Annotated in this window: 20 protein-coding genes; 17 read left to right on the forward strand and 3 right to left on the reverse strand. The window is 36.7% G+C overall.

From position 1 onward, the window contains the following. The 13 genes from ODE14_RS01975 to ODE14_RS02035 all read left to right on the forward strand — a co-directional run bounded on the left by ODE14_RS01975 (position 1) and on the right by ODE14_RS02035 (position 17,220). Positions 1–1,464 carry a RagB/SusD family nutrient uptake outer membrane protein gene (locus ODE14_RS01975; RefSeq protein WP_263602763.1) on the forward strand — a complete coding sequence of 488 codons (1,464 nt, stop codon included), beginning with the start codon at positions 1–3 and terminating at the stop codon, positions 1,462–1,464. An 18-nt stretch (positions 1,465–1,482) separates the two neighbouring features. Continuing rightward, a complete protein-coding gene (locus tag ODE14_RS01980) occupies positions 1,483–2,463 on the forward strand; it encodes a LamG domain-containing protein (RefSeq protein ID WP_263602764.1) in 981 nt (326 codons plus the stop codon). 45 nt (positions 2,464–2,508) lie between these two features. Further along, the gene (locus ODE14_RS01985; RefSeq protein ID WP_263602765.1) at positions 2,509–3,897 is read left to right on the forward strand and encodes a glucoamylase family protein; all 1,389 of its coding nucleotides are present in this window, start codon (positions 2,509–2,511) and stop codon (positions 3,895–3,897) included. A gap of 17 nt (positions 3,898–3,914) precedes the next feature. Beyond that, positions 3,915–5,303: a glucoamylase family protein gene (locus tag ODE14_RS01990; protein WP_248393928.1), complete on the forward strand. Its 1,389-nt coding sequence runs from the start codon at positions 3,915–3,917 to the stop codon at positions 5,301–5,303. Between the two features lie 164 nt (positions 5,304–5,467). Next, a complete protein-coding gene (locus ODE14_RS01995; RefSeq protein WP_248393926.1) occupies positions 5,468–6,175 on the forward strand; it encodes a prolyl oligopeptidase family serine peptidase in 708 nt (235 codons plus the stop codon). A gap of 189 nt (positions 6,176–6,364) precedes the next feature. Then, entirely contained in the window at positions 6,365–8,695 is a 2,331-nt protein-coding gene (gene bglX, locus ODE14_RS02000; protein ID WP_263602766.1) for a beta-glucosidase BglX, read from the forward strand. Between the two features lie 79 nt (positions 8,696–8,774). After that, positions 8,775–9,188 carry a hypothetical protein gene (locus ODE14_RS02005; protein ID WP_263602767.1) on the forward strand — a complete coding sequence of 138 codons (414 nt, stop codon included), beginning with the start codon at positions 8,775–8,777 and terminating at the stop codon, positions 9,186–9,188. A 145-nt stretch (positions 9,189–9,333) separates the two neighbouring features. Beyond that, positions 9,334–10,761, forward strand: coding sequence for an adenylosuccinate lyase (gene purB, locus ODE14_RS02010; RefSeq protein ID WP_248393920.1), 1,428 nt, complete (start codon positions 9,334–9,336; stop codon positions 10,759–10,761). Between the two features lie 57 nt (positions 10,762–10,818). Continuing rightward, positions 10,819–11,781, forward strand: coding sequence for a WG repeat-containing protein (locus ODE14_RS02015; RefSeq protein WP_263602768.1), 963 nt, complete (start codon positions 10,819–10,821; stop codon positions 11,779–11,781). 112 nt (positions 11,782–11,893) lie between these two features. Continuing rightward, on the forward strand, positions 11,894–12,367 hold the full coding sequence (locus ODE14_RS02020; RefSeq protein ID WP_263602769.1) for a transposase: 474 nt from the start codon (positions 11,894–11,896) through the stop codon (positions 12,365–12,367). Positions 12,368–12,640: 273 nt separating this feature from the next. Beyond that, entirely contained in the window at positions 12,641–16,336 is a 3,696-nt protein-coding gene (locus ODE14_RS02025) for a phosphoribosylformylglycinamidine synthase (RefSeq protein WP_263602770.1), read from the forward strand. A 48-nt stretch (positions 16,337–16,384) separates the two neighbouring features. Beyond that, a complete protein-coding gene (locus ODE14_RS02030; protein WP_263602771.1) occupies positions 16,385–16,765 on the forward strand; it encodes a ribonuclease inhibitor in 381 nt (126 codons plus the stop codon). A 122-nt stretch (positions 16,766–16,887) separates the two neighbouring features. Beyond that, on the forward strand, positions 16,888–17,220 hold the full coding sequence (locus ODE14_RS02035) for a gamma-glutamylcyclotransferase family protein (RefSeq protein ID WP_263602772.1): 333 nt from the start codon (positions 16,888–16,890) through the stop codon (positions 17,218–17,220). A gap of 69 nt (positions 17,221–17,289) precedes the next feature. Here ODE14_RS02035 and ODE14_RS02040 read toward each other — a convergent pair whose 3' ends face one another. Further along, positions 17,290–17,640: a diacylglycerol kinase family protein gene (locus ODE14_RS02040; RefSeq protein WP_248393913.1), complete on the reverse strand. Its 351-nt coding sequence runs from the start codon at positions 17,638–17,640 to the stop codon at positions 17,290–17,292. Positions 17,641–17,837: 197 nt separating this feature from the next. Here ODE14_RS02040 and dnaN point away from each other — a divergent pair, with 197 nt between their 5' ends. The 4 genes from dnaN to ODE14_RS02060 all read left to right on the forward strand — a co-directional run bounded on the left by dnaN (position 17,838) and on the right by ODE14_RS02060 (position 23,184). Then, the gene (dnaN, locus tag ODE14_RS02045; protein WP_169230932.1) at positions 17,838–18,968 is read left to right on the forward strand and encodes a DNA polymerase III subunit beta; all 1,131 of its coding nucleotides are present in this window, start codon (positions 17,838–17,840) and stop codon (positions 18,966–18,968) included. Positions 18,969–19,046: 78 nt separating this feature from the next. Then, a complete protein-coding gene (locus tag ODE14_RS02050) occupies positions 19,047–19,877 on the forward strand; it encodes a M23 family metallopeptidase (RefSeq protein WP_263602773.1) in 831 nt (276 codons plus the stop codon). Positions 19,878–20,066: 189 nt separating this feature from the next. Continuing rightward, positions 20,067–22,469 (forward strand): phenylalanine--tRNA ligase subunit beta, encoded by a 2,403-nt coding sequence (pheT, locus tag ODE14_RS02055; protein ID WP_263602774.1) that lies wholly within the window; start codon positions 20,067–20,069, stop codon positions 22,467–22,469. 307 nt (positions 22,470–22,776) lie between these two features. After that, complete coding sequence (locus ODE14_RS02060; protein WP_263602775.1) at positions 22,777–23,184, forward strand: META domain-containing protein; 408 nt, start codon at positions 22,777–22,779, stop codon at positions 23,182–23,184. Between the two features lie 51 nt (positions 23,185–23,235). Here the strand turns inward: ODE14_RS02060 and ODE14_RS02065 are convergent, their stop codons facing one another. Both ODE14_RS02065 and ODE14_RS02070 read right to left on the reverse strand, forming a co-directional pair. Continuing rightward, on the reverse strand, positions 23,236–23,475 hold the full coding sequence (locus ODE14_RS02065) for a hypothetical protein (RefSeq protein ID WP_002977986.1): 240 nt from the start codon (positions 23,473–23,475) through the stop codon (positions 23,236–23,238). 38 nt (positions 23,476–23,513) lie between these two features. Beyond that, positions 23,514–24,830, reverse strand: coding sequence for a hypothetical protein (locus ODE14_RS02070; RefSeq protein WP_263602778.1), 1,317 nt, complete (start codon positions 24,828–24,830; stop codon positions 23,514–23,516).

Genomic DNA, 24,830 nt, shown 5'->3' on the forward strand with positions numbered 1-24,830 from the left:
ATGAATAAAAAAATAATAATATTATCAGTTATAGCTTTGTCAGGATTATTTTTGAATAGCTGTAATGATGAGTTGGATGTTACACCAACGGCAAGTGTATCTACTCAAGATTTATCTTTATATAATAATGATGAAGGAGCAAAAAGCTTTGTAACAGCTGTATACGCAAAGTTTTTAGATTGGGATATGAGTACCTTCTCATGGATTGGTATTACAAGTATAATTACTGATGATGCAGATAAAGGTTCTTCTCCTGGAGATTCAGGTTCAGATAAAGATTTAATAGATGCTTTAAATATCACACCCACTACGGGATCTTTTAACGAAGTTTGGAGAGCTAACTATAAAGGTATAAATAGAGCGAATCAAGCTCTCAAGTTTATTCCTATGCTTGATCAGGCAAATCCGCAGTTAAGAAACAGATTAATTGGTGAAGTAAAATTCATAAGAGCATTTATGTACTTTACACTTGTTAAAGGTTGGGGAGGAGTTCCAATTGTTGATAGAATTGCAGATTCAAACAATGAGGAAGATCGTAAGATGTTATTAACCAGAAAATCAAAAGAGGAGGTTTATGCATTTATTGTTAAAGATTTAGAAGATGCAATTGCCGCATTGCCTGCAAAGAGTGCATATTCTGGGGCCGATGTGGGCAGGGCTAGTAAAGGAGCCGCTTATGCCTTGTTAGCTAAAGTTTATTTATATCAGAAAAACTGGCAAAAAGTTTCGGAAAATTGCGATCAGGTAGTAGGTTATTCATTGACTCCAAATTTTCAGGATATATACAAGGTATCTGGAGAAAATAATGCAGAATCTATTTTCGAGATTCAAGGTTTTGGTGGCGCTTCAATGCCTGGTATTCAGCAATATTCACAAGTTCAGGGCGCTAGAGGAGCTGGTGGCTGGGGTTGGGGCTTTAATACACCATCTCAAAGCTTAGTAGATGCTTTCAATGCTGCTGGAGATACTGAAAGAAGAGATGCTACAATTATTTTCAGAAACTCAACCTTATACGATGGTAGAGTAGTTCCAGCTACTGTGGAAAACCCGTATTATAATTACAAAGCTTATTCATCTGCATTTACTGGTTCGGATGATTCCGACGCAAATATTAGATATTTACGATACTCAGAAGTTTTATTAATGAAGGCTGAAGCTCTAAATGAAACAGGGCAGACTAATAATGCTGCAACATATTTAAATCAAGTTAGATCAAGAGCAGGGCTTGCAAATACTACCGCTACTACCCAAGCTGCCATGAGAACTGCTATTTGGAATGAAAGAAGATTAGAATTAGCTTTTGAGCATGATCGTTGGTTTGATCTTGTAAGAACTGGACAAGCACAAGCTGCTATGGCTGCAAATGGTAAAACATTTGTTGTTGGTAGACATGAATTATTTCCAATTCCACAGTCATTTATCGATGAATCAAAGGGAATGTCTCAGCAAAACCCAGGTTATTAATATTAATAATGTATACAGATGAAAAATATAAATTTAATTAAATATATAGCAGCAGCATTTTTATTTAGTATAACTGCTATCAGCTGTGAAGATAGTATTGACAAAGACAATCCGCCAATACCATATTCTTCTATCGGAGGATATCAAAATTCAGACGAAGTAGCATCCGGTAATCTTGTTGCAAAATTAAGTTTCGAAAATAACTTAAGTGATAAAATAAATAATATTACGGGGCAAATGCCACAGGGTGTTGCGTATACCTCAGGTGTAAAAGGAATGGCTTATAATGGCTCTTCCTCAGAAATGAAGTATTCTGTTGCTAATGCTACAACTGCGATTACAGGTCTGAATAGTTTTACAATTGCTTTCTGGATGAAAAGTGATGGTACGGTAGATCCTGCAACTCCGGGACAAGGTAAAGGTGCACAAGGTATTTTTACTATAGTTCGTCCAACCGAATTCTGGGGAGGTATTAATCTATTCTTAGAAAATCCGGATGCATCCAAACCAAACAGGATAAGACTTAAATTGGGTGTTGAAAATAGCAGAACAGGAGTTTCTTGGAAAGGACAGGGTGTTATAGCAAACCTTGATGGATATAAAGGAAAATGGGTTCATATAGTTTTCGCTTATGATGCTAGCACAAGCAAATGTTATGTATATCAAGACGGTGAAGCAGCCAAAAATCTTGACGGATTTGCTTATTCTCCTGCTGGAGGAGAGCTTGGTGGAGCTGCAACATGGTTTGCTTCAGATCCTGGCGGTGCGAGCAATCCAGCCAATGCTCCCGGATACGGTAACTTCCAAATGGGAGGAACGAATGGAAAAGTGGTTTTTGGGTCACACCAATTTGAAACCGTACCACCGCAAAATAACGGATCACAGCAGGACTGGGCAACAAGTTACGCTGGACAGCTGGATGAATTCAGGATATATAATGTGGCTTTGAAAAGTTCTGATGTAATCGCGTTATATAAACTTGAAAAAGACGGAAGATAATCTTAGAAGAGCCTGTAATTAGGCTCTTTTTTTATATATTTGAATATGAGAAAAATGATAGCTTCAATAGTATTCATCGGAATTTTATTAAATTCTTGCTCTTCAGATGATACACCGGCAAGTTCCGGAACACCAATCGGGGGTGGTAATACCGAAACACCCAACAATTATACAGATCCACAACTTATCGAAATGGTTCAGAAAGATGTTTTAAAATATTTTTGGGATTATGCAGAAACGAATTCAAAGCTGGCCAGAGAAAGATACCATACCGATAATACATCTCAGGATGCAAATGTGGTAACTACAGGAGGATCAGGTTTCGGATTGATGACTATTCTGGTAGGAATTAAAAACGGTTATATCTCAAGAGCAGAGGCTGTTTCGAGACTTACAACTTCACTTAACTTTCTACAGAATGCCGACCGCTTCCATGGAGCATGGCCCCATTGGATGAACGGAACATCCGGACAGGTTATTCCGTTTAGTACAATGGATAATGGAGGAGATCTTGTGGAAACGGCATTTTTGGCACAAGGTCTAATCTGTGTAAGGGAATATTTTAAAAATTCTTCTGATACCTCAGAATTAGCACTATCTCAAAAAGCAGACACTCTATGGAAAGGAATTGAATGGAATTGGTATACAAAAGGAGAAAATGTACTCTATTGGCATTGGTCGCCAAATTATAATTTTCAGATGAATATGCAGCTGAAGGGCTTTGATGAAACATTGATTACCTATGTGTTGGCTGCTGCTTCACCAAATTATTCCATAGATAAGCCCGTTTATCAACAGGGTTGGGCTAGAAACGGAAACATTAAAAGTACCGCCACGCAATATGGAATCCCGGTTATTGTAAACCATAACGGAGCAAATGGAACAGTAGGGCCGATGTTCTGGTCACATTATTCTTTTTTAGGCCTTGACCCAAGGGGACTTTCTGACGAATATGTAAATTATGGAGAAGCAACTACTAACCACGCCAGAATTATGTATCAGTACTGTTTAACAAACCCTAAAGGTTGGCTGGGGTACAATTCAAAAAGCTGGGGACTTACCGCAAGTTATTCAAGAAATACGGACGGATCTACAGGGTATGCTGCTCATCAGCCAAATAATGATTTAGGTGTTATTTCGCCTACAGCAGCACTATCAGATATGCCTTATACACCTACTGAAAGTATGAATGTACTTAGATCTTTATATAATGAAAATTACAGCAAATATATTGGTGTTGCAGGACCATACGATGCATACTCGGTTCATTACAATTGGGTAACGCCAAGATATCTGGCGATAGACCAGGGTACAATCGCGCCAATGGTAGAAAACTATAAAAATCAGTTTTTATGGCAGCTGTTTATGAATGCTCCAGATGTGAAACAGGGGCTTATTAAGCTAGGCTTCCACTCTACACAGTATGGATTTTAAAAAATAAAAATTAAATTATGAAGAGGATAATAGCATCTATCGCTTTAATATCTTTATTCACGGTTTCATGCAAAAATTCGCAGGCTCCGCAACAGCAGACCCCGAAACCTCAAATCGTGAAGAATGATATCACAGATGAACAATTAATGGACAGGGTGCAGAAAGATGCATTAAAATATTTCTGGGATTACGCAGAACCCAACTCTAAGCTTGGACGCGAGCGTTATCATGAAGACAATATTTACCCTGATAACGACAAACATGTCATTACCACCGGTGGTTCGGGCTTTGGTCTGGCTACCGTTTTGGTGGGAGTTGAAAGAGGTTTTGTACCAAGAAAAGAAGCGGTGAAAAGATTAACCGTAATGATGGATTTTCTTGCAAAAGCAGATCGCCACAAGGGAGCCTGGTCACACTGGATCAACGGTGAAACCGGTAAAACAGTTCCTTTCGGCAAAAAAGACAATGGCGGAGACCTGGTAGAAACGGCATTTTTAACATCGGGGATTTTAATGGTGCGCGAGTATTTCAAAAACGGAAATGCCGAAGAAAAAGCACTAGCCCAAAAATGTGATGATCTCTGGAAAGGAATTCAGTGGAACTGGTATACCAAAGGTGGGGAAAAAGTATTATATTGGCATTGGTCACCCAATTATGGATGGGAAATGAATTTTCCACTTGAAGGCTACAACGAATGCCTGATTACCTATATTTTAGCGGCATCTTCACCGACTTATCCAATTGATGCGGAAACCTATTACAAAGGCTGGACAAGAAACGGAACCTATCTTTCAGACAAAACAAAATACGGACTTCCTTTATACGTAAAGCATAACGGCGCCGAAGAATACGGAGGGCCCTTATTCTGGGCGCATTACTCCTATATCGGTCTGGACCCCAGCAACCTTTCAGACAAATTAATCAAAAATTATTTTGACCTTAATAAGAACCAGGTACTGATCGATTATAACTACTGTGTTGAAAATCCTAAAAAATGGAAAGGATACGGACCAAACTATTGGGGACTTACGGCAAGTTACTCCAGAAATGCCGACGGAACTGCGGGATACGACGCACATTTTCCAAAAAATGACAGAGGGGTAATTACGCCTACCGCCGCACTAAGCAGTTTTCCGTACACACCGAAAGAATCCATGGATTTTTTAAGGTTCATCTATACGCAGAAACCTGAATTTATTGGCTCTGCCGGACCTTATGATGCAACTTCAATCAATTACGACAACTGGTTTACCCCAAGATATCTCGCAATAGATCAGGGTACCATTGCACCCATGATTGAAAATTACAGAACCGGATTTTTATGGAAATTATTCATGAATGCTCCTGAAATTCAACAGGGATTAAAGAAATTAAGCTTCAGATCAGAAAAATATAATATTAAATAATTTTTCAGAAGCTGTTTCCCGCTTTCCGCACTCGCTATTTTTTGGGTTTCTGCAGGCGGCGAAGCCGCCATGCAGAAACCCAAAAAATGAGCTCAGACAAATGCTACAATCGGGGCTAATTAAAAAGAAATAGTTAAATTGGGAATCCAAAATAGAAATTTCAGATGAAATGTAAACTAAAATACGCTTTATTACTCCCTGTTTTGTTTTTCATAAAAGCAAATGCCCAGGAAATTAAAGCAGAATTAAATAAAGAAATTAAAAGACAGGAAAAGATTTCCTACATTCTCGATTATCCTCAGAATGCAAAAGGAAATGTTCCGCTAATTGTATTTCTACATGGATCCGGTGAAAGAGGCAATGATCTGGAAAAAGTAAAAGCGCACAGTCCTTTCACCTACAAAAACCTGATCAAGGAACCTGTAGCCATCTTGGCTCCTCAATGTCCTGAAAATACATGGTGGGATACGGTTACTGTATACGCTCTGATCAAAGAAATTCAGGCAAAATATAATATCGATGCTTCCAGAATTTATCTTACGGGACTTTCTATGGGAGGTTGGGGAACCCTGAAATTGGCAATGGAACATCCCGAAATGTTTGCAGCAGTAGTTTCTGTTTGCGCGCCTACGGACAGAGTGATGTATGCCAACATTGATCAGTACAAAAATTTAAATATGAAAATATTCCATGGCGGAATGGACGATGTCGTATTACCGGAAAATGCATTTAATTTTTACCAAAAACTCCACCCGGTAAATCCGTCTGCAGAATTAACGATCTTCCCGAATGACAACCATAATTCATGGGATTCAACCTATTCAAATCCTAAATTGTATGAATGGATGCTGTCAAAAAGAAAAGAAAAATAATCTGGAAATATTTTAAGCAAATCTTTGCTGGGTTAAATGCCTTTGCAAACGAAAATATACAGGTCATTGTAAAGAAAAATTTTTGCGGGCTTCGCGTTTAAAATAAACGAAATAAAAAGAAACTATAATTAAAGAAGATAGATTTATGAAATCGAAGATTCACGAATTCCTTAAAATAATGAAGAAGTTATGAGTAAAAAGTTAATTGTAATCGCCATGTTGGCATTAGCTCCTGTATTTTCTGCACAGGAAATGGTATCTCAGCCTGTCCAGTCTTATCAGACGGCTCAGTATCAGGCTAAAAAGAAAGCTTTTGTAGATAATCTTTTGTCAAAAATGACTTTGGATGAAAAAATTGGACAGCTGAATTTGCCGAGTTCAGGTGATTTTACCACAGGTCTGGCAAAAAGTTCTGATATTGGTAAGAAAATCGAGCAGGGATTAGTTGGAGGACTATTCAATATAAAAGGAGCTGACAAAATCAAAGCGGTTCAGAAAGTAGCCGTTGAAAACAGCCGCCTCAAAATTCCATTGATCTTCGGAATGGATGTGATCCACGGATATGAAACCACTTTCCCGATTCCTTTAGGTCTTGCCTCTTCATGGGATATGAACCTCGTTCAGCAATCTGCAAGAGTGGCTGCCAAAGAAGCTTCATCAGACGGAATCAACTGGACATTTTCTCCAATGGTGGACATTTCCCGCGAACCAAGATGGGGAAGGGTATCCGAAGGCTCCGGTGAAGATCCGTACTTAGGAAGTGAGATTGCTAAAAATATGGTGTACGGATATCAGGGCAAAGACCTTTCTTCTGGAAATACTATTTTAGCATGTGTAAAGCATTTCGCATTATACGGTGCCGGAGAAGCGGGTAGAGATTACAATACGGTTGATATGAGTCACGTGAGAATGTTCAATGAATATTTCCCTCCTTATAAAGCAGCTGTAGACGCAGGAGTAGCTTCTGTAATGGCTTCATTTAATGAAGTGGATGGTGTTCCGGCTACCGGAAACAGATGGCTTCAGACCGAAGTATTGAGAAATCAGTGGAAATTCAAAGGGTTTGTAGTGACCGACTATACCGGGATCAACGAAATGGTGGATCACGGAATGGGAGATCTTCAGCAGGTTTCTGCACTGGCGCTGAAAGCGGGTGTGGATATGGATATGGTAGGCGAAGGATTTTTAACGACACTTAAAAAGTCCCTGTCTGAAGGAAAAGTTACCCAGTCAGAAATCGATATGGCAGCCAGAAGAGTTCTCGAAGCTAAATATGATCTTGGACTGTTCGATAATCCTTACAAACATGGAGATGCTAAATTAGCAGCTAAAGAAGTTTTCAGCCAGGAAAACAGGAATATTGCCAGAAATGCTGCTGCCCAGTCTATGGTTTTATTAAAAAATGAAAACCAGACCTTGCCTTTAAAAGCTACCGGAACAGTGGCGGTAATCGGACCACTGGTAAATAATGCCATCAATATGACCGGAACATGGAGTGTTGCGGCAAAGCATGACAAGTCGGTTAATCTGGTACAGGGACTTCAGGCGAATTACGGTAAAAATGTGAAATTCATTTCTGCAAAAGGAGCTAATATTGATGACAATGCAAAGCTGGAAGAAATCTATGCGGCTCACGGTAAGAAGACAGACAGAGACAATCGTTCGAAAGAAGCTTTATTGAAAGAGGCTGTTGAAGTAGCCAACAATGCAGATGTAATCGTTCTTGCTATCGGGGAATCTGCCGAAATGAGCGGGGAATCTTCTTCAAGAACGGAAATCACCATTCCGCAGTCTCAGGTAGATTTATTAAACGAATTGAAAAAAACAGGAAAGCCTATTGCAATGGTTCTTTTCACTGGCCGCCCGCTGGCTCTTACGAATGTTAAAGATGCTCCGGATGCTATTCTTAATGCATGGTTCCCGGGTTCTGAAGCAGGAAATGCCATTGCAGACGTTCTTTTCGGAAAAGTAAATCCTTCAGGAAAACTGCCGATGACCTTCCCGAGAAGCTTAGGACAGGTGCCTATTTATTATAATGCAAAAAATACGGGAAGACCGTTGGATCAGAAATTAGTTGACAAATGCGAATACCAAAGATTCCGTTCCAATTATATGGATGAGTGTAATACACCGCTATATCCTTTCGGATATGGGTTGAGCTATACAAAATTCAACTATTCTGATGTTACGGTTTCCAACGCCAATCCAAAAGGAAATCAAACCATTCAGGCCTCGGTAACAGTTACGAATTCCGGAAATTTTGATGGGGCAGAGGTTGTACAGCTTTACATCAGAGATATGGTAGGAAGTATTACAAGACCGGTAAAAGAATTGAAAGGATTCCAGAAAGTAATGCTTAAAAAAGGAGAATCTAAAAAGGTTACCTTTAACATCAGTCCGGAAAATCTGAAATTCTACAACGGAGACCTGAAATACGACTGGGAACCGGGAGAATTTGATATCATGATCGGAACAAGTTCTGAAGATGTAAAACATTCGAAAATCAACTGGACAAAATAAACTTTAAGTCACTCAATTTGAGTGACTTTTTTGTATATTAGAGTAAGATTAACCACCAGAAAACTTTAAAATAAAACATATGAAAAAAACAATCTTATTCACTTTGATGTTTCTTTTTTCCTTAATGCCGGCTCAAAAAAAGACTCCGGTTGTAGGAAATGACAGAGATGTTCACGGATGTATTGGCTCAGCAGGCTATACATATTCCCAGATAAGAAATGAATGTGTACGCGTTTTTGAACAAAAAATCAAGCTCAAAGAAGTAGATTCCGATAAAGGTTACGCTTCAATGACTGCGGTTATTTTCAGCAAAAACATGAAAAAAGCAGAAATATTTATTCCGGACGGCGCCGCAAAAAGTATTATCCTTGAAAGACAAGGCAAAAGCAAAGTGTGGAAAAGCGAAAAGGCAATTAAAGATAGTTATGTATTAATTCCTTACAAGAAAAAAGGGTATCAGATTAAGAAAAATGATGTAGTAATTTATCATTAATAAACACAAAGCCATTCTCAGGAGTGGGTTTTATTATTTAATTCTTATTCATTTGATATTTTGTAACATGATTCAGTCGCAAAAAACGATTTTCAACTCTCAAGGAAAAACCCTATTTTTGCATAGCTAAAAAGTAAAAGAAAGAATGAATTCCTACAAAAATCCATTGGAAGAACGCTATTCCAGCGAAGAAATGTTGTTTAACTTCTCTCACAACAATAAATTCCAGAACTGGAGAAAGCTTTGGATTGCCCTTGCTGAAATCGAAAAAGACCTTGGCCTTGAAATCACAGACGAGCAAATTGCTGAGTTGAAAGCCAATGCAGAAAATATCGATTACGAAAAAGCAGCTGAATATGAGAAAAAATTCAGACATGATGTAATGGCTCACGTTCACGCTTATGGTGATGTGGCACCTTCAGCCAAAGGAATTATTCACTTGGGAGCAACTTCGGCGTTTGTAGGAGATAATACAGATTTGATTCAGATTCGTGACGGACTTTTAATTTTAAAGAAAAAGTTGGTTAACGTAATGAAGAATTTAGCAGATTTTGCTATTCAATATAAAGATTTACCGACTTTAGGTTTTACCCATTTCCAGCCTGCTCAGCTTACTACTGTCGGAAAAAGAGCAACGCTTTGGCTGCAAAGTTTAGTGCTGGATATAGAAGAACTTGATTTCTTCCTGGAAACATTAAGATTCAGAGGGGTAAAAGGAACAACCGGAACTGCTGCGAGTTTCCTTGAGCTTTTTAATGGTGATTACTCTAAAGTTAAGCATTTAGACAAAGAATTGTCCAAAAGATTCGGTTTTGAAAAAGTTTTCGGAGTTTCCGGACAGACTTACGATAGAAAAATTGATGCTAAAGTAGTTGCTTTATTAGGAAATATTGCTCAATCTGCCCATAAATTCACCAACGATTTACGTTTGCTTCAGAACCTTAAAGAAATTGAAGAACCATTTGAGAAAAACCAGATCGGTTCGTCTGCAATGGCGTACAAACGTAATCCGATGAGAAGCGAAAGAATCGGAGCATTGGCAAAATATGTGATGTCTCTTACAACAAGTTCTGCAATGGTAGCTTCAACACAATGGTTTGAAAGAACACTGGATGATTCTGCTAACAAGAGATTAACGATTCCTCAGGCGTTCTTGGCAGTTGATGCAATTCTATTAATCTGGAATAATATCATGAACGGAATTGTAGTGTATCCGAACAGAATCAACAAACATATTATGGAAGAGCTTCCTTTTATGGCGACAGAATATATCATCATGGAAGAAGTGAAAGCTGGTGGCGACCGTCAGGAAATCCACGAAGTAATCAGGGTTCATTCTATGGAAGCTTCCAAGCAGGTGAAAGTGGAAGGAAAAGAAAACGATCTTATCGAAAGAATCCTGAATGACCATTCATTAAAACTGGATAAGTCGAAATTAAAAGAAGTGCTTGATCCGAAGAATTTCATCGGTTTTGCCCCCATCCAGACAGAGGAATTTATCAAAAACGAAGTACAGCCGATTATCGACCAGAATAAAGATCTGATCGGATTGGAGGCTGATCTTAAAGTATAATACAATATGCAGTCTTTTGGGCTGCATATTTTATTTTAATCACACCAAATAATCCATATGAAAAAAATACTTTTAGCCATTTTATTAATGCCTATACTTTCTTTTTCCCAGGATAAAGAAATTTTAAAGTATTTTAAATCAAAAGATTCTTTGGTTGGGGTGAAAAATCAGGATGGTAAAATTATTGTTCCGGCTCAGTTCAAAATTTTTTCTTATTTGAAAGACGGAGAATTGGTAAAAGGAGAAACCATTTATTTTGACGGACCAAAACGAGACGAGAAACAGGAAAAAAATGCATGGGGATATGTCTATGACAGAAAGGGGAATTTCCTTTATAGACCTTTCTTTTATGACAACGGAGCCGATTATTTCTCCGAAGGGGTAAGAAGGTTTGTTAAAAATGGAAAAGTGGGATTTGTAGACAGAAACGGAACGGTTATCATTAAGCCTGAACATGATTTTGTATCTTCGTTTAATTATGGATATGCTGCTTTTTGTGACGGCTGTGACTGGGAAAAAACTGAAGACGAGCACAAAGCAATCGTTGGAGGAACATGGGGTATGATGAATTTCAAAGGAGAAATTATAAAGCCTGTTTCAAAATCTGAAAATACGGTTGAAGTGGACGGAAAATATTATCCGAATCCATTCAGATACAATGAAAAAGAGAAGACTATTCTTCAGTTTTTCGAAAAGCATAACAAAAAAATTTCAGAACTATATTATGTTAATCATTACACAGAATTATCTGAAAATGAAAAGAAATTATTCTTTGAGATCGTAGAAAGGCCAAAGGAAAATTTCCCGTTTTATCAGGTAAATACCTATGATTACAGAAAAGTAGAAACAGGATTGATGTATGATTTTAAATTTCTAATCTCAGAAAACGGCAAAACCATTTTTGCGTTGGATGATGATAATGAAAAGATTTCTTTTGAAAAATGGCTTGAAAATGAAAAGAAGGAAGCCGCGCAATTTCAGAAAGAACATCCGGATCATCCGAATAAATTAAGTAAATGAAAAATGTTGAAAATGTTTAATTCCGTAGGAATGAAATCTGTGTAGGAATTAAGATTTAAACGATATGAATTCCGTAGGAATGCTATTTTTGCAAAAATGATGAAAATAAAATATGCCAAATACCTATACCCAAATTTATATTCAGGTTGTTTTTGCTACAAAAGGAAGAAATATTAAAATTAAATCAGAAGTTAGAGCTGAAATTGAAAAATATATTTGTGGAATATTTAACAATAAGAAACAAAAAGTATTAGCGATTTATGCAAATCCTGATCATCTTCATGTTTTCTTTAGTTATAAAAATTTGCAAATAACAATTCCGGAATTAATTAAAACGGTTAAAATTGAGTCTACAAATTTTATTAATGAAAAGACATTATGTTTTGGTAAATTTTCCTGGCAAGAAGGTTATGGTGCTTTTTCTTATGCAAAAAGTCAGAAAGATAAAGTTGTAAATTATGTATTAAACCAGGAAAAACATCATTCAAAAAAAACTTTCAAAGAAGAATATATTGAAATGTTGAATGTTTTTGAAATTGAATTTAAGAATGAATATTTGTTTGAATTCTATGATGAAGAAAAATAATTTTGTGATTGCAGAATTATTTTGAAACTTCCAATGAAATGAAAATAGCAGTCCTACGGACTGCAAATTTAATTTAAACAGGTTTTCTACACAGCTATGATTCCTACGGAATCACATTAGAAAATTATATCATTCCGTAGGAATGAAATCTGTGTAGGAATAAAATTAAATAATGCACGCATTCCGTAGGAATGCTATCTTTGTAAGATGAAAAGGCGGTGCAGCCACATAAAATTTGAAATAAAAAATAAATCTAATAAAATCTGACATCTAATGTCTCAAAACAAAAGAATTTTCGTAGAAAAAAGAGGAATTTTCGATGTGGAAAGTCCAAAAATTTTTGATGAAGTAAAAGCAGTAGTATCCGAAGTACAGCAAGTAAAAGTGTACAATGTGTACGATATCTTCGGACTGAATGACGGAGAATTTGAAAAAGTAGTCAACAGTACCTTCGTAGATCCCGTAACCGATATTCTGCACGAAGAAAATCCGGCAAAAGGAATTTATTTCGCAATGGAATTTTTACCTGGCCAGTATGATCAGCGCGCAGATTCTGCACAACAGTGTATTGCGTTGCTCACTGAAAATGAAAAGTCTAAAGTAAGAAGTGGTAAATTAATAGAATTCGAAGGAATTTCAGAATCGGATTTGGTTAAAATAAAAGATCTTCTTATCAATAAGGTTGAATCACAGGAAAAAGATTTAACCATTTTAGATATTCCTGCAGAAGAAACACCTTCAAAAGTAATCATCCACGAAAATTTTATTAATTTTGATGATGCGCAGTTAGAAATATTTTATAATTCTCACGGTTTTGCATTAGGCCTGGATGATTTGAAATTCATTCAGGAATATTTTAAATCAGAACAAAGAAACCCTACGGAAACTGAACTGAAAGTTTTAGATACCTACTGGAGCGACCATTGTCGTCACACAACTTTTGAAACACAGTTATCAGACATTGAGTTTGAAGGACAGTTTAAACATACATTGGAAAAAATTTTCAATGATTATATCGAAAAAAGAAAATTTCTCGGCCGTGAATTAAAACCTATTTCCTTAATGGATTTAGCAACCGTTTGCGCCCGATATTTCCATAAAACAGGTCAATTGGAGAACTTGGTAGTTTCCGATGAGATCAATGCCTGTACGATTCAAATCGAAGCGGAATACGATGGTAAAAAAGAACCGTGGTATTTATTATTCAAAAATGAAACACACAATCACCCAACAGAAATCGAACCTTTTGGTGGTGCTTCAACGTGTTTGGGAGGCGCTATCAGAGATCCTTTATCAGGACGTTCTTTTGTTTTCCAGGCGATGAGATTATCGGGTGCGGCAGATGTACTTGAGCCAGTGGATAAGACATTACCGGGTAAATTACCTCAAAAAACAATCACAAAGCAGGCTGCAAACGGATATTCTTCTTACGGTAACCAGATTGGTCTTGCGACTACAATGGTTTCTGAAATTTATGATGAAGGCTATAAAGCGAAAAGAATGGAAGTTGGTTTTGTTGCCGGTGCGGTTCCTGTGGATTGGGTAAGACGTGAAAAACCTGAAGCTGGTGATTCTATCATCATTTTAGGCGGGGCAACAGGTCGTGACGGAGTAGGAGGAGCCAGCGGAAGTTCAAAGGAACAGGACGAAACGTCCATCCACACGATGAGTTCTGAAGTTCAGAAGGGAAATGCTGTTGAAGAACGTAAAATCCAGAGATTATTCAGAAATCCCGAGGTAACGAAATTGATTAAAAAATCGAATGATTTCGGAGCCGGCGGTGTTTCCGTTGCAATCGGTGAAATCGCTGATTCTTTGGAAGTTAATTTGGATGTTTTACCTTTAAAATACGAAGGTTTGAATGGAACCGAACTTGCTATTTCCGAATCTCAGGAAAGAATGGCAGTTGTGGTTGAACCAAAAGATAAAGAAAAATTCATCAAGTTCTGTGAAGCTGAAAACATTGTTGCTGTTGAGGTTGCAAAAGTAACTGATTCCGGAAGAATGCAGATGTTCTGGAAAGGTGATAAAATTGTTGATCTTTCAAGAGCATTTCTTGATACCAACGGTTGTTCAAAAAGTCAGGAAGTTAAAATTACTCACCTTAATGAAGTAAAAGAAGAAACTCAGACATTTAATGAAGAGAATTTCTTAAAAATATTAAGCGATAAAAATGTTGCTTCTCAAAAAGGTTTGCTGGAAATGTTCGATTCTTCTATTGGTGCGACTACGGTTGCGATGCCTTTAGGTGGAAAATATCAGCAGACTCTGATGGAAGGAAGCGTTCAGACATTGCCAATTATCGGGGCAAAAGATATTGAAACGGTTTCTTTGGCAAGCTGGGGTTTTGATGCTGAAATTTCAAAACTGAATTCTTTGCTCGGAGCTTCTTATGCGGTAGTGGAAAGTGTTGCGAAAATCGTAGCCATGGGTGGTGACTATAAAAATATCAGATTAAGTTTCCAGGAATATTTTGAAAAATTAGGTCAGAGCCCTGAAAAATGGGGCAAGCCGCTGGCTTCTTTATTGGGAGCTTATGATGCACAGATGAACCTCGGTTTGGCAGCCATCGGAGGTAAGGATTCAATGAGTGGAACGTATCAGGATCTGAATGTTCCGCCAACATTGATTTCTTTCGCGTGTGCCAACGGAGAAAAGAAAAATATCATCTCTCCTGAATTTAAAAACGCAGGAAATAAAATATACTTCTTCAATCATGTCGCTCAGGAAAACGGACTTCCGCATTATGATGCTTTAAAAGGTATTTATGAATTTATTTTCGAAAATATTAAAGCCGGAAAAATTATTTCTGTAAAAACAGTGAAAGAAGGCGGAGTTGCCGTTGCTTTAGCAAAAATGAGTTTCGGAAACAGGTTAGGTGCTGAAATTACAGTTGATGAAAACGTTTTATTAGCTAAAAATATCGGTAGCTTAATTATCGAATCTAAAGAGGAATTAAGCTCTGTAAACCTTCAATTAATCGGAGAAGTTGTTTCAGACGAAGTTTTAACGATCAACAATCAGCCAACAACCATCAACAAATTATTAGCAGCTAATACCAATACATTTGAAAATCTTTTCCCAACAATCGAAAAAGGAAAAATTACGGTTGAACCGGATGAAAAATTAAATTCAGTCAATCCAAGAAATATCATCATTAAAAAGCATGGAATCGCTCAGCCAAAAGTATTCGCGCCGGTTTTCCCGGGAACCAACTGTGAGTACGATACGCTGAATGCTTTCGCTAAAGAAGGAGCAGCAATCAGTAGTTTACCTTTAATCAATATCAATCACCAGCTATTGGATGAAAGCATTGATGCCTGGGTTAAAGAAATCAAAACTTCTCAGATTTTAGCTTTCTCAGGAGGTTTCTCTGCAGGTGACGAGCCGGATGGTTCTGCAAAATTCATCGTGAATGTTTTGAAAAACGAGAAAATGAGAAACGCCGTTCATGAACTGTTAGACAGAGACGGAATGATTATCGGAATCTGTAACGGTTTCCAGGCGTTGGTGAAATCAGGATTACTGCCTTACGGAAGAATCAAAGATTTGGATGAAAATTCTCCAACGTTGGCTCACAATGCGATCAGAAGACATATTTCCCAGATGGTGAACGTAAAAGTTCTGAACGATGAATCGCCTTGGTTAAAGGGAATGAAAGGTCAGGTTTACACCATTCCGATCTCTCACGGTGAAGGTCGTTTTATGGCATCGGAAGCTGAAATTCAGAAATTATATGAAAACGGACAGATTGCAACGCAGTATTTAGATTTAGAAGGAAATATCGCTCACGGAATGCCATTCAATCCAAATAATTCATTGTTCGGAATTGAAGGAATAACAAGTCCGGACGGAAAAATTTTCGGAAGAATGGGACACCCGGAACGTTTTGCAGAAGGTTTGATGAAAAATATTCCTACAGCGAATTATCACAATATCTTTAAAAATGGAGTGGAATACTTTAAATAAGTTGCTGGCTTTTAGCAATTAGCTTTGGCTTTAAAATGTTAAAAATAAATGAATAATAATTCAAATAAACAAATGACTGTCATCAATGGCAGTCATTTTTCAAATCTGGAAGGTTTCTATGAAGAAATTTCCCGGCTTTTCTTAAAGGATGAAGAATGGAAAGTCGGGACACTGGATGGTTTCGATGATATTTTATACGGATTTAAGGGTGGAATTATCTGGAAAAATTCTCAAAAATCGAAAGAAAATTTAGGGGTAAATCTGACTAAGGAATTTTACGAAATTAAAATCAGACAAGGGAAGCCTTTTGATACCAAATTAATTCAGCAAAAGCTAGATGAACTGGTGGATGGAAACGGACAAACCTTATTTGAAATTTTAGTTGAAATTATTGGATCACATAAAAATATTACATTAGTTTTGGATTGATTATTTGATTAGAATAACGATTGGTATTAATAATGTTGTGCTGAGCCTGCCGAAGCATCTTAATAATCTTCAACTTTTTAATCAAAATCTTATTGTTTTAATTTAATTAAAAAAAATCATCAATGCCTAATCTGTTTTCCTACGGAACACTGCAAAAAGAACAAGTCCAAATCGAAACTTTCGGAAGAATTTTACAAGGACAAAAAGACATTCTCACAGGCTACAAGCTTAAAATGCTGGAAATTAAAGATCCTGAAGTTTTACGGAAAAGCAAGGAAAAATATCATCCGATTCTGGAATTTTCAGGAAATCCGGAAGATGAAGTGGAAGGGGTATTGTTTGAAGTTACAGACGAAGAAATTCTACAGGCCGATAAATATGAAGTGGATGATTATAAAAGGGTGGAAAGTGTTTTTAAATCAGGAAAGTCAGGCTTCATTTATGTCGGAAAATAATCTTATGTAAGAATAATAATGAGCTAACTTCGAAGTATATCTGTTAAAACATTTAATTAAAGATGAAGTTTAAATATATTTCCAGTAAATTAAAATTCCTGTAATGACTGATGCCACGGCCAGAAGAAGTACTGCTCCGGCAGAAATATCTTTTATAAAACCAATCCTCTTATCAAATTCAGGTTGAATTATGTCACAAATCCTTTCAATAGCCGTATTAAAGATTTCAGCAGCTAATACGGCAGAGGATATAATGATAATCAAAACCGCATCAGTTGTAGTAAGTTTTAGGTAAAAAATCAAAAAAAGATTAATAAAAAATGCGGCGGTTTCTATCTGGAAATTCCTTTCACTTTTCACCATCATCAAAACTCCGCGGAAAGCATTGAAAAAACTGTTATGAAGAGGCGGTTTTCGCATAGTGAAAAGATATTTGCAAATATAATTATTTGCTTGAAGAAAATGCTTATCTTTAGTCATTATCAATTTGATACTGTTGATATCGGAAAAGAAACGGAAACAATCTGAATCTTTTGATGGTTGTTAATAACTCTCAGGATTATTCTTTTCCATCTGTTTTCTATTTATTATATTTGTAAAAATTTATTTTTGAATCTATGAAATTTATTATTTCAAGTGGTGAACTGCAGAAAGCTTTGCAAACTGTAAGTGGCGTAATATCAAGCTCTCAGTCGAGACCGATTTTAGAAAATTATCTTTTTGAATTAGACGGAACTCAGGTTACCATTACAGCATCTGATGGCGAGACGACTCTTGTTACTTCTCTGGAAGTAAAGTCCGATGATACCGGTAAATTTGCCGTTCCTGCAAAGATTTTTCAGGATTTTATCAAGACCTACGGAGAACAGCCATTAACGCTTGTTGTAAAAGATAATGCTGAAGGTACCGGAAGTCAGCTTGAGATTTTAGATGAAAAAGATAACTTTGCCGTAGCGTTGGATAATGCAGACGACTATCCGGAGCTTCCGGAATTTGATGCCGCACAAAGCGTTACCATGTCTGCAGGAGTTTTATCTGAAGCACTTACCAACACGCTTTTTGCAACCAGCAACGATTCTCTTCGTCCTGTGATGACGGGAGTTTTATTCCAGTTCGGGGAAAATGAAACCAATTTTGTTTCTACTGATTCCCACAGACTGGTTGTATATAAAAGAAATGATCTGATGAATGCCGAGCCAATGGAATTCATCATGCCGAAAAAACCGCTCAACATTTTCAAAAATATTCTTGCAAGCTCAAATGACGATGTAACGATCGATTTCAATGAGAATATGGCAAGATTTACTTTCGGAAAACATACCTGGATCTGTAGATTGATCGATGGAAAATATCCGAACTATACGGCAGTAATTCCGAAAGAAAACCCTAATGTATTAACGATCAACAGAAATCTTCTTTTGGGAGCAATCAAAAGAGCTTCCATCATGTCGAACAAATCTACCAACCAGGTACGATTTAAATTATCCGCCAATATTCTTCATCTTCATGCGGAAGATACCGAGTATGCAAATAAAGCAGACATGCAGATCCCTTGCGATTATAACGGTGAAGATATCAATATCGGGTTCAGTTCTAAATTCTTAACGGAAATGCTTACCATTCTTGGATCAGACGATATCACCATGAAAATGTCCCAGCCTAACAGACCGGGAATTATCGAGCCTCTTGATGGTCTCGAAGAAAACGAAAGTATCTTAATGTTATCAATGCCGGTAATCGGGTTGTAGTATTAATTTAAATAAAATATAAGAGGTTTTGATTTTTTCAAAGCCTCTTTTTTAGTGAATGAACAATCAATTTTTGCCATGAAAAACATTTTAACATTAATCTTTTTATTACAGTTTCTTATCTCGTTTTCGCAAAATATTAAAATTTACCATCAGAAAAAAGGAGACACCATCACTTATTACACAGATAATCAGGAGATCTATCCTGTATCATTTGTTTTTGTCCACCAGCCGGAAGTAGAAAATATGAAAAGTCCTGAACCTTTTAGAATGACTCAGGTTTTTCCTCCAAAATCAGTTAAAAATAAAGTGGCAAGTTTTATTATAATTGATGATTCTAAAAAATGGAGTATAAAAAAGATGCCCGGATACATGACGTATATTGGAGATGTAACCATTAAAAATTTTGATTCAGACTATCAGTATGATCTTCCTTTTAAGACTGGTAAATCTTTCACGGTTTTTCAGGGATATAACGGCTCATTTTCTCACCAGAATGAAAATTCTTTGGATTTTACCATGCCTGAGGGAACAGAAATTGTAGCAGCACGGGAAGGAATAGTAGTAGATTTGGTGAGCAATAATAATTTTTCATGTCCTACGAGAAGCTGCGCAGATAAAGCCAATTATATAACGATTTTGCATCCGGACGGAACATTTGCCCAGTATTATCACTTAAAACAAAATGGAGTGAAAGTCAATATAGGAGACCAGGTAAAGAAGGGCAGCGTAATTGGTTTGAGCGGAAATACGGGATGGAGTAAAGGACCGCATTTACATTTTGTAACTTATCTTTCCAGCACTACCGCTGATAAGCTTATGAAAACCGTAAAAACTCTTTTTAAAACAGGTAATGGAACAAAGGCAGAATATCTTGCGGAAAAAAAGACCTATTCAAAAAACTACTGATAAACTTGGGTAATATTTCGCGGGCACATTAAAATTTGTATAGAAATTAAACCTTTAAAGTTTGTTATAAATTTCCCTGTTTCTCAAAAAAACACGACATTTGTAAACTTAAAATTCAACTCAATTTTTCAAATATATCAGATGAAACCGTAAGATTACATCTGGCTTAGAAAAAATAAAAATTATCAGATGAAAATATCGAATAACTGGCTTAAAGACTTTATCAAAACGGAATTGAAAACTGAAAGAATCGGTGAGTTCCTTACGGATATAGGTCTTGAAGTTGAAGGGATAGAAAAATTTGAAAGTATAAAAGGCAGCCTGGAAGGAATTGTTGTAGGTAAAGTATTAACCTGCGAAAAGCATCCGAATGCAGACAAGCTCAAAAAAACAACGGTAGACGTTGGAAACGGGAAAATATTAAATATTGTTTGCGGTGCTCCTAATGTAGAAGCCGGACAAACGGTTCCTGTAGCAGTAGTCGGAACAAAGATCTATGATAAATCCGGGAGCTTTTTTGAAATTAAAGAAGCCAAAATCAGGGGAGAAGTTTCCCAGGGAATGATCTGTGCGGAAGATGAACTGGGATTAAGTGATGACCACGGAGGAATTATGGTGCTTGATGAAGAAAAGTTTGAAGTAGGAAAAAAATTCGCTTACTATTTTGAAATTATAAATGACGAAGTTCTTGAAATCGGTTTAACGCCAAACAGAACCGATGCTATGTCTCATTATGGTGTGGCAAGGGACCTTCATGCTTATCTTTCTACAAATAAACAAAAATCCGATTTTGAGAAAGTTTCTTCTGTTGTGCTGAGCAATGAGGGAACCCACGATTTTAAATTGGTAGTGGAAGATGCGGAATTATCTCCCAGATATATCGGAGCAGTAATTGAAAATGTAAAAGTAGGCGAGTCTCCGTCATGGCTGAAAGACCGGCTGAAAGCGATCGGATTAAGCCCTATCAACAATGTGGTGGATATTACCAACTACATTCTTCACGGTTTCGGCCAGCCGTTGCACGCTTTTGATGCAGATAAGATTGCAGATAAGACCGTAAAAGTAGGAACTGTAAAAGAAGGAACGAAATTCACAACTCTTGACGGTGTGGAAAGAACGCTGAACGGTTCTGAGATCATGATCAAAGACGGAAAAGACAATCCAATGTGTATTGCCGGAGTTTTCGGTGGTGCCAATTCAGGTGTTTCCGCTGAAACTAAAACCATTTTCCTGGAAAGTGCTTATTTTAATCCTGTTGCCGTAAGAAAAGGTGCCAAATTCCACGGGTTGAATACGGATGCTTCTTTCAGGTTTGAAAGAGGGGTAGATCCTAACATTACCAGAACAGCCATTACTCATGCCATTAAATTAATTCAGGAATTAGCTGAAGGAAAATTAGCAGGTGATTTGCTGGAAGAATATCCTAAGAAAATTGAAGATAATTATGTAATCATCAGATTTTCTAAAATCGAACAAATTTTAGGGACGAAAATTCACAGGGAAAAAGTAAAAGAAATCTTAAAGGCACTTGATATTCAGGTTTTAAATGAAATTCAGAACGGACTTGAAATTTCTGTACCGGCTTACAGAGCAGATGTGACGAGAGAGATTGACGTCATCGAAGAGATTTTAAGAATTTACGGTTACAATAAAATTGATGCTCCTCAAAAGATATCTTTTACTCCGGTTAAACTTCATGCCAAAGATCAGGATGAGCTGGAAAACAGCTGGGCAAGAATATTGCAAAGCCTTGGCTTCAACGAAGTGATGAATAATTCATTAACTTCGGTGAAAGATGAGAAGGACGCCGTAAAATTGTTAAATCCATTAAGCAGTGATCTTGCATTCATGAGAAAGTCTTTATTGGAAGGACTCTTACAGAATGCCATCTATAATATCAACAGGAAAAATCAGGATATCAAATTCTTCGAATTTGGGAAAATCTATCATAAAAGAGAAAAATACGAAGAAAGAAAGCAGCTTGGAATTCTTGTTACGGGAAGAGATGTTGCTGAAAACTGGCTGCAGCCGAAGTCTGCAACAAGTTTTTACAATTTGAAAGCTTACGTTAAAGTTTTGCTGGAAAGATTAGCCATTGATTATAAAGAAGTGGCTCTTTCAGAGGAAAGATTCTCCGATGCGCTGGCTTACGAGGTTGACGGTAAAGTTTTGGTAAGAATAGGAAAAGTTTCCGCTCAGATGCTGAAAGATTTTGATATTGATCAGGAATGTTTTTATGCAGAAATCGAACTTGAATTTGCCCAGAAACTGCGCTCTGACAATGATCTGAAATTTAAGGACATTCCTAAATTCAACAAAATCCGAAGAGATTTGGCATTATTGATTGATAAGAATGTAAATTACGAAGACCTTTATCAAACCGCCAAAAAGAATAAATCTCCATACATCAAAAACATCAATCTGTTTGATGTATATGAGGGGAAAAATCTTCCGGAAGGTAAAAAATCCTATGCTATGAGCTTTGAGCTCCTGAATGAGGAAAAAACGCTTGAAGAGAAAGAAATTACGGCAGTAATGGATTCACTTATCAAATCATTCCAGAAAGAATTCAATGCGGAATTGAGAGGCTAATTGTTATTTTAAATATAAAGATTAAATACATCAATAGAAACGGGCTATTATCCTGAGCATGTCGAAGGAAGCCCGTTTTTTATTACAACCAAATGCCATTGGTTTTACCCAAAACATAATATAAAAATAATATTTCGTAATAAATAGAAATTCTAAATCACGATCTGCTGCCTTAGAAACGATGATTACATCTATATATTCTTAAAAATTTTCATTGAAAACTACCGTTAAAAGAATAATAAAATCTTTGCAACCCTTTTTAAATAATAATATTTCCGTAAATTTGATTTCAATCAAAAAGAAAAAAATGAAAAATCTTTTTTTAAGTTTATGTACTGCAGTGGTTTTGGTTTCCTGCGGAGCAATGTCCGGTTCTGCTTCAAAAGTAGGTAAGGCGCAGCCTTCACTTTCCGGTACTAAATGGGCTTTGGCTGAAAATGTGAAAGGAAAGATTCCTACCCTGAATATTGATGGTGAAAAGATCAATGGAAATACGGGATGCAACAACTATTTCGGAACAGCTAAAGTAGAGCCTTCCACAGGTAATTTCTCTGCCAGCCAGATGGGTTCTACCAAAATGGCTTGTGAGAATATGAGCGTAGAAAAGAACTTTATGGATATGATGTCTAAAGCTAATAAATATGTCATCACAGGAAATGTTCTTGAATTGTATCAGGATAATCTCCTGCTGTTAAAATTCAATAAGGCAGAATAAAATAAAAAGAAAGGAACTCGTCTGAGTTCCTTTTTTATGTTTAGATTGTTATTAATCTTCCTCTTCTTCGTCGTACTTAGCCAACTCTTCATCACACCATTTAAACGCAGCTTCTACCACTTTTGTAGCTTCATCTGCCATAGTTTCCTCATCATCACCTTCAAGATCATCCAGCCATTCTACTTCTTCCTCCTCAACATTCAGGATGAATCTCGGATATTCTGTGTGAACTACGAACAAATCTTCTGGAAATTCCGAATTATCTGCTAATAAAAACTTTGGTAATTTCATTTTTTTAATGTTTTAACTTTGAATCAAAGATAATAAAATTATTGGTATTTGTTCTTGTCTATCTTTATTTTTTGCAAAACTTTATGCCTCGTTAATGTTGTTTTACTTAAAGTGTCTTTCGGCTTAAAACTCAGGGTAACATTCGGATTTACGGTGCTTATCAGTTCCGCTACCTGTATTTTGTCAAGATCTTCGGCAGTTTCCAGATAGAATTTCAAAGGTACCTTATCCAGTTTTTCTGATCGTAAAAACTGTTTCATCTGCTTTCTGTTTTCCAGGTAATTGCCTTTGGATAACCAGGTGAAAAGCATTCCTGAAGCAAGACTTAAAAAACCGATCGCATATACGTTATTGTTGAATAGAAGGAAAAGCTTTCTGAAATATACCAGCCATACTGCAAAGCTGAACGGAGCCATTAAACGGTAATCAATAGGATTTACAGAATAAAAATATTGTATCAAATAGGAACAGACAATCCCCGAAATGCTGATGAAAACAAAGAAAAATTCAATCTCGGAAAGTTTAAATCTGATAAATAACCAGCATATCAAAAGGATGTTTAAAAGCCCGATACCATAGATGGCATAATTGATGATTCCTCCTCCCGGATTTGCAATATGAATGAAAGGATTAAAAGTGGTGCATAACCCCTGAAATAGTTCCACCAAAAGCCTGGAAGTAGAATGCAGACCGATTTCGAGAAATTCATTGACGTAGTTTTGATTAAAATAATCAATGAATAAAAATTTATATAAAACCACGAATATACCACCGGTCAAACCTGAAATAATAAAGACCGCCGAGTACTTTCTTTTCAAAAAAATCAATCCGAAAAGTCCGGTCCCGGCCATAATAAAAAGCGAACTGTACCGTATATTGTACAGTGCAATTAAGGATAATGAAAGATAAAAAACAGCTTTGCCTTTTTCCAGCCTGCCTTCAATAATTAAAGAACAGGTGTAGAGAAATAGCAGCACAAAAGGCAGTATCAGTGCTTCACTCATCGTATAGGAGTAAATCGACAGAAAGCTGAAAAGTGCACATAAAACCACAGATTCTTTAAAGAAGAATTTCTTTTTCCAGGTAAAAAAAAGAATAAACAGGAAGGCTGAAATCCCTACAATTTTACTGCTCCAGAATTCATCCGCCCCAAAAAAAGTAAAAATCTTAATGCTTACAGGATAACCTAAAGGAGTAGTGGTATTATCAATCGTCGGAAAAACATGGGCAAACCTCATATAACGGATAGAATCCGGGTTGGTTCTGCCTTTTTCGTTCAGTAAAAAACGCAAAATGATCATCATTAACGTAATGATGATCATTGATATCTGAATATTTCGTTCTTTAAATTTCAT

Origin of the sequence: Chryseobacterium sp. PET-29, from assembly GCF_025736815.1 — a bacterium.
Taxonomy (GTDB): domain Bacteria; phylum Bacteroidota; class Bacteroidia; order Flavobacteriales; family Weeksellaceae; genus Chryseobacterium; species Chryseobacterium nepalense.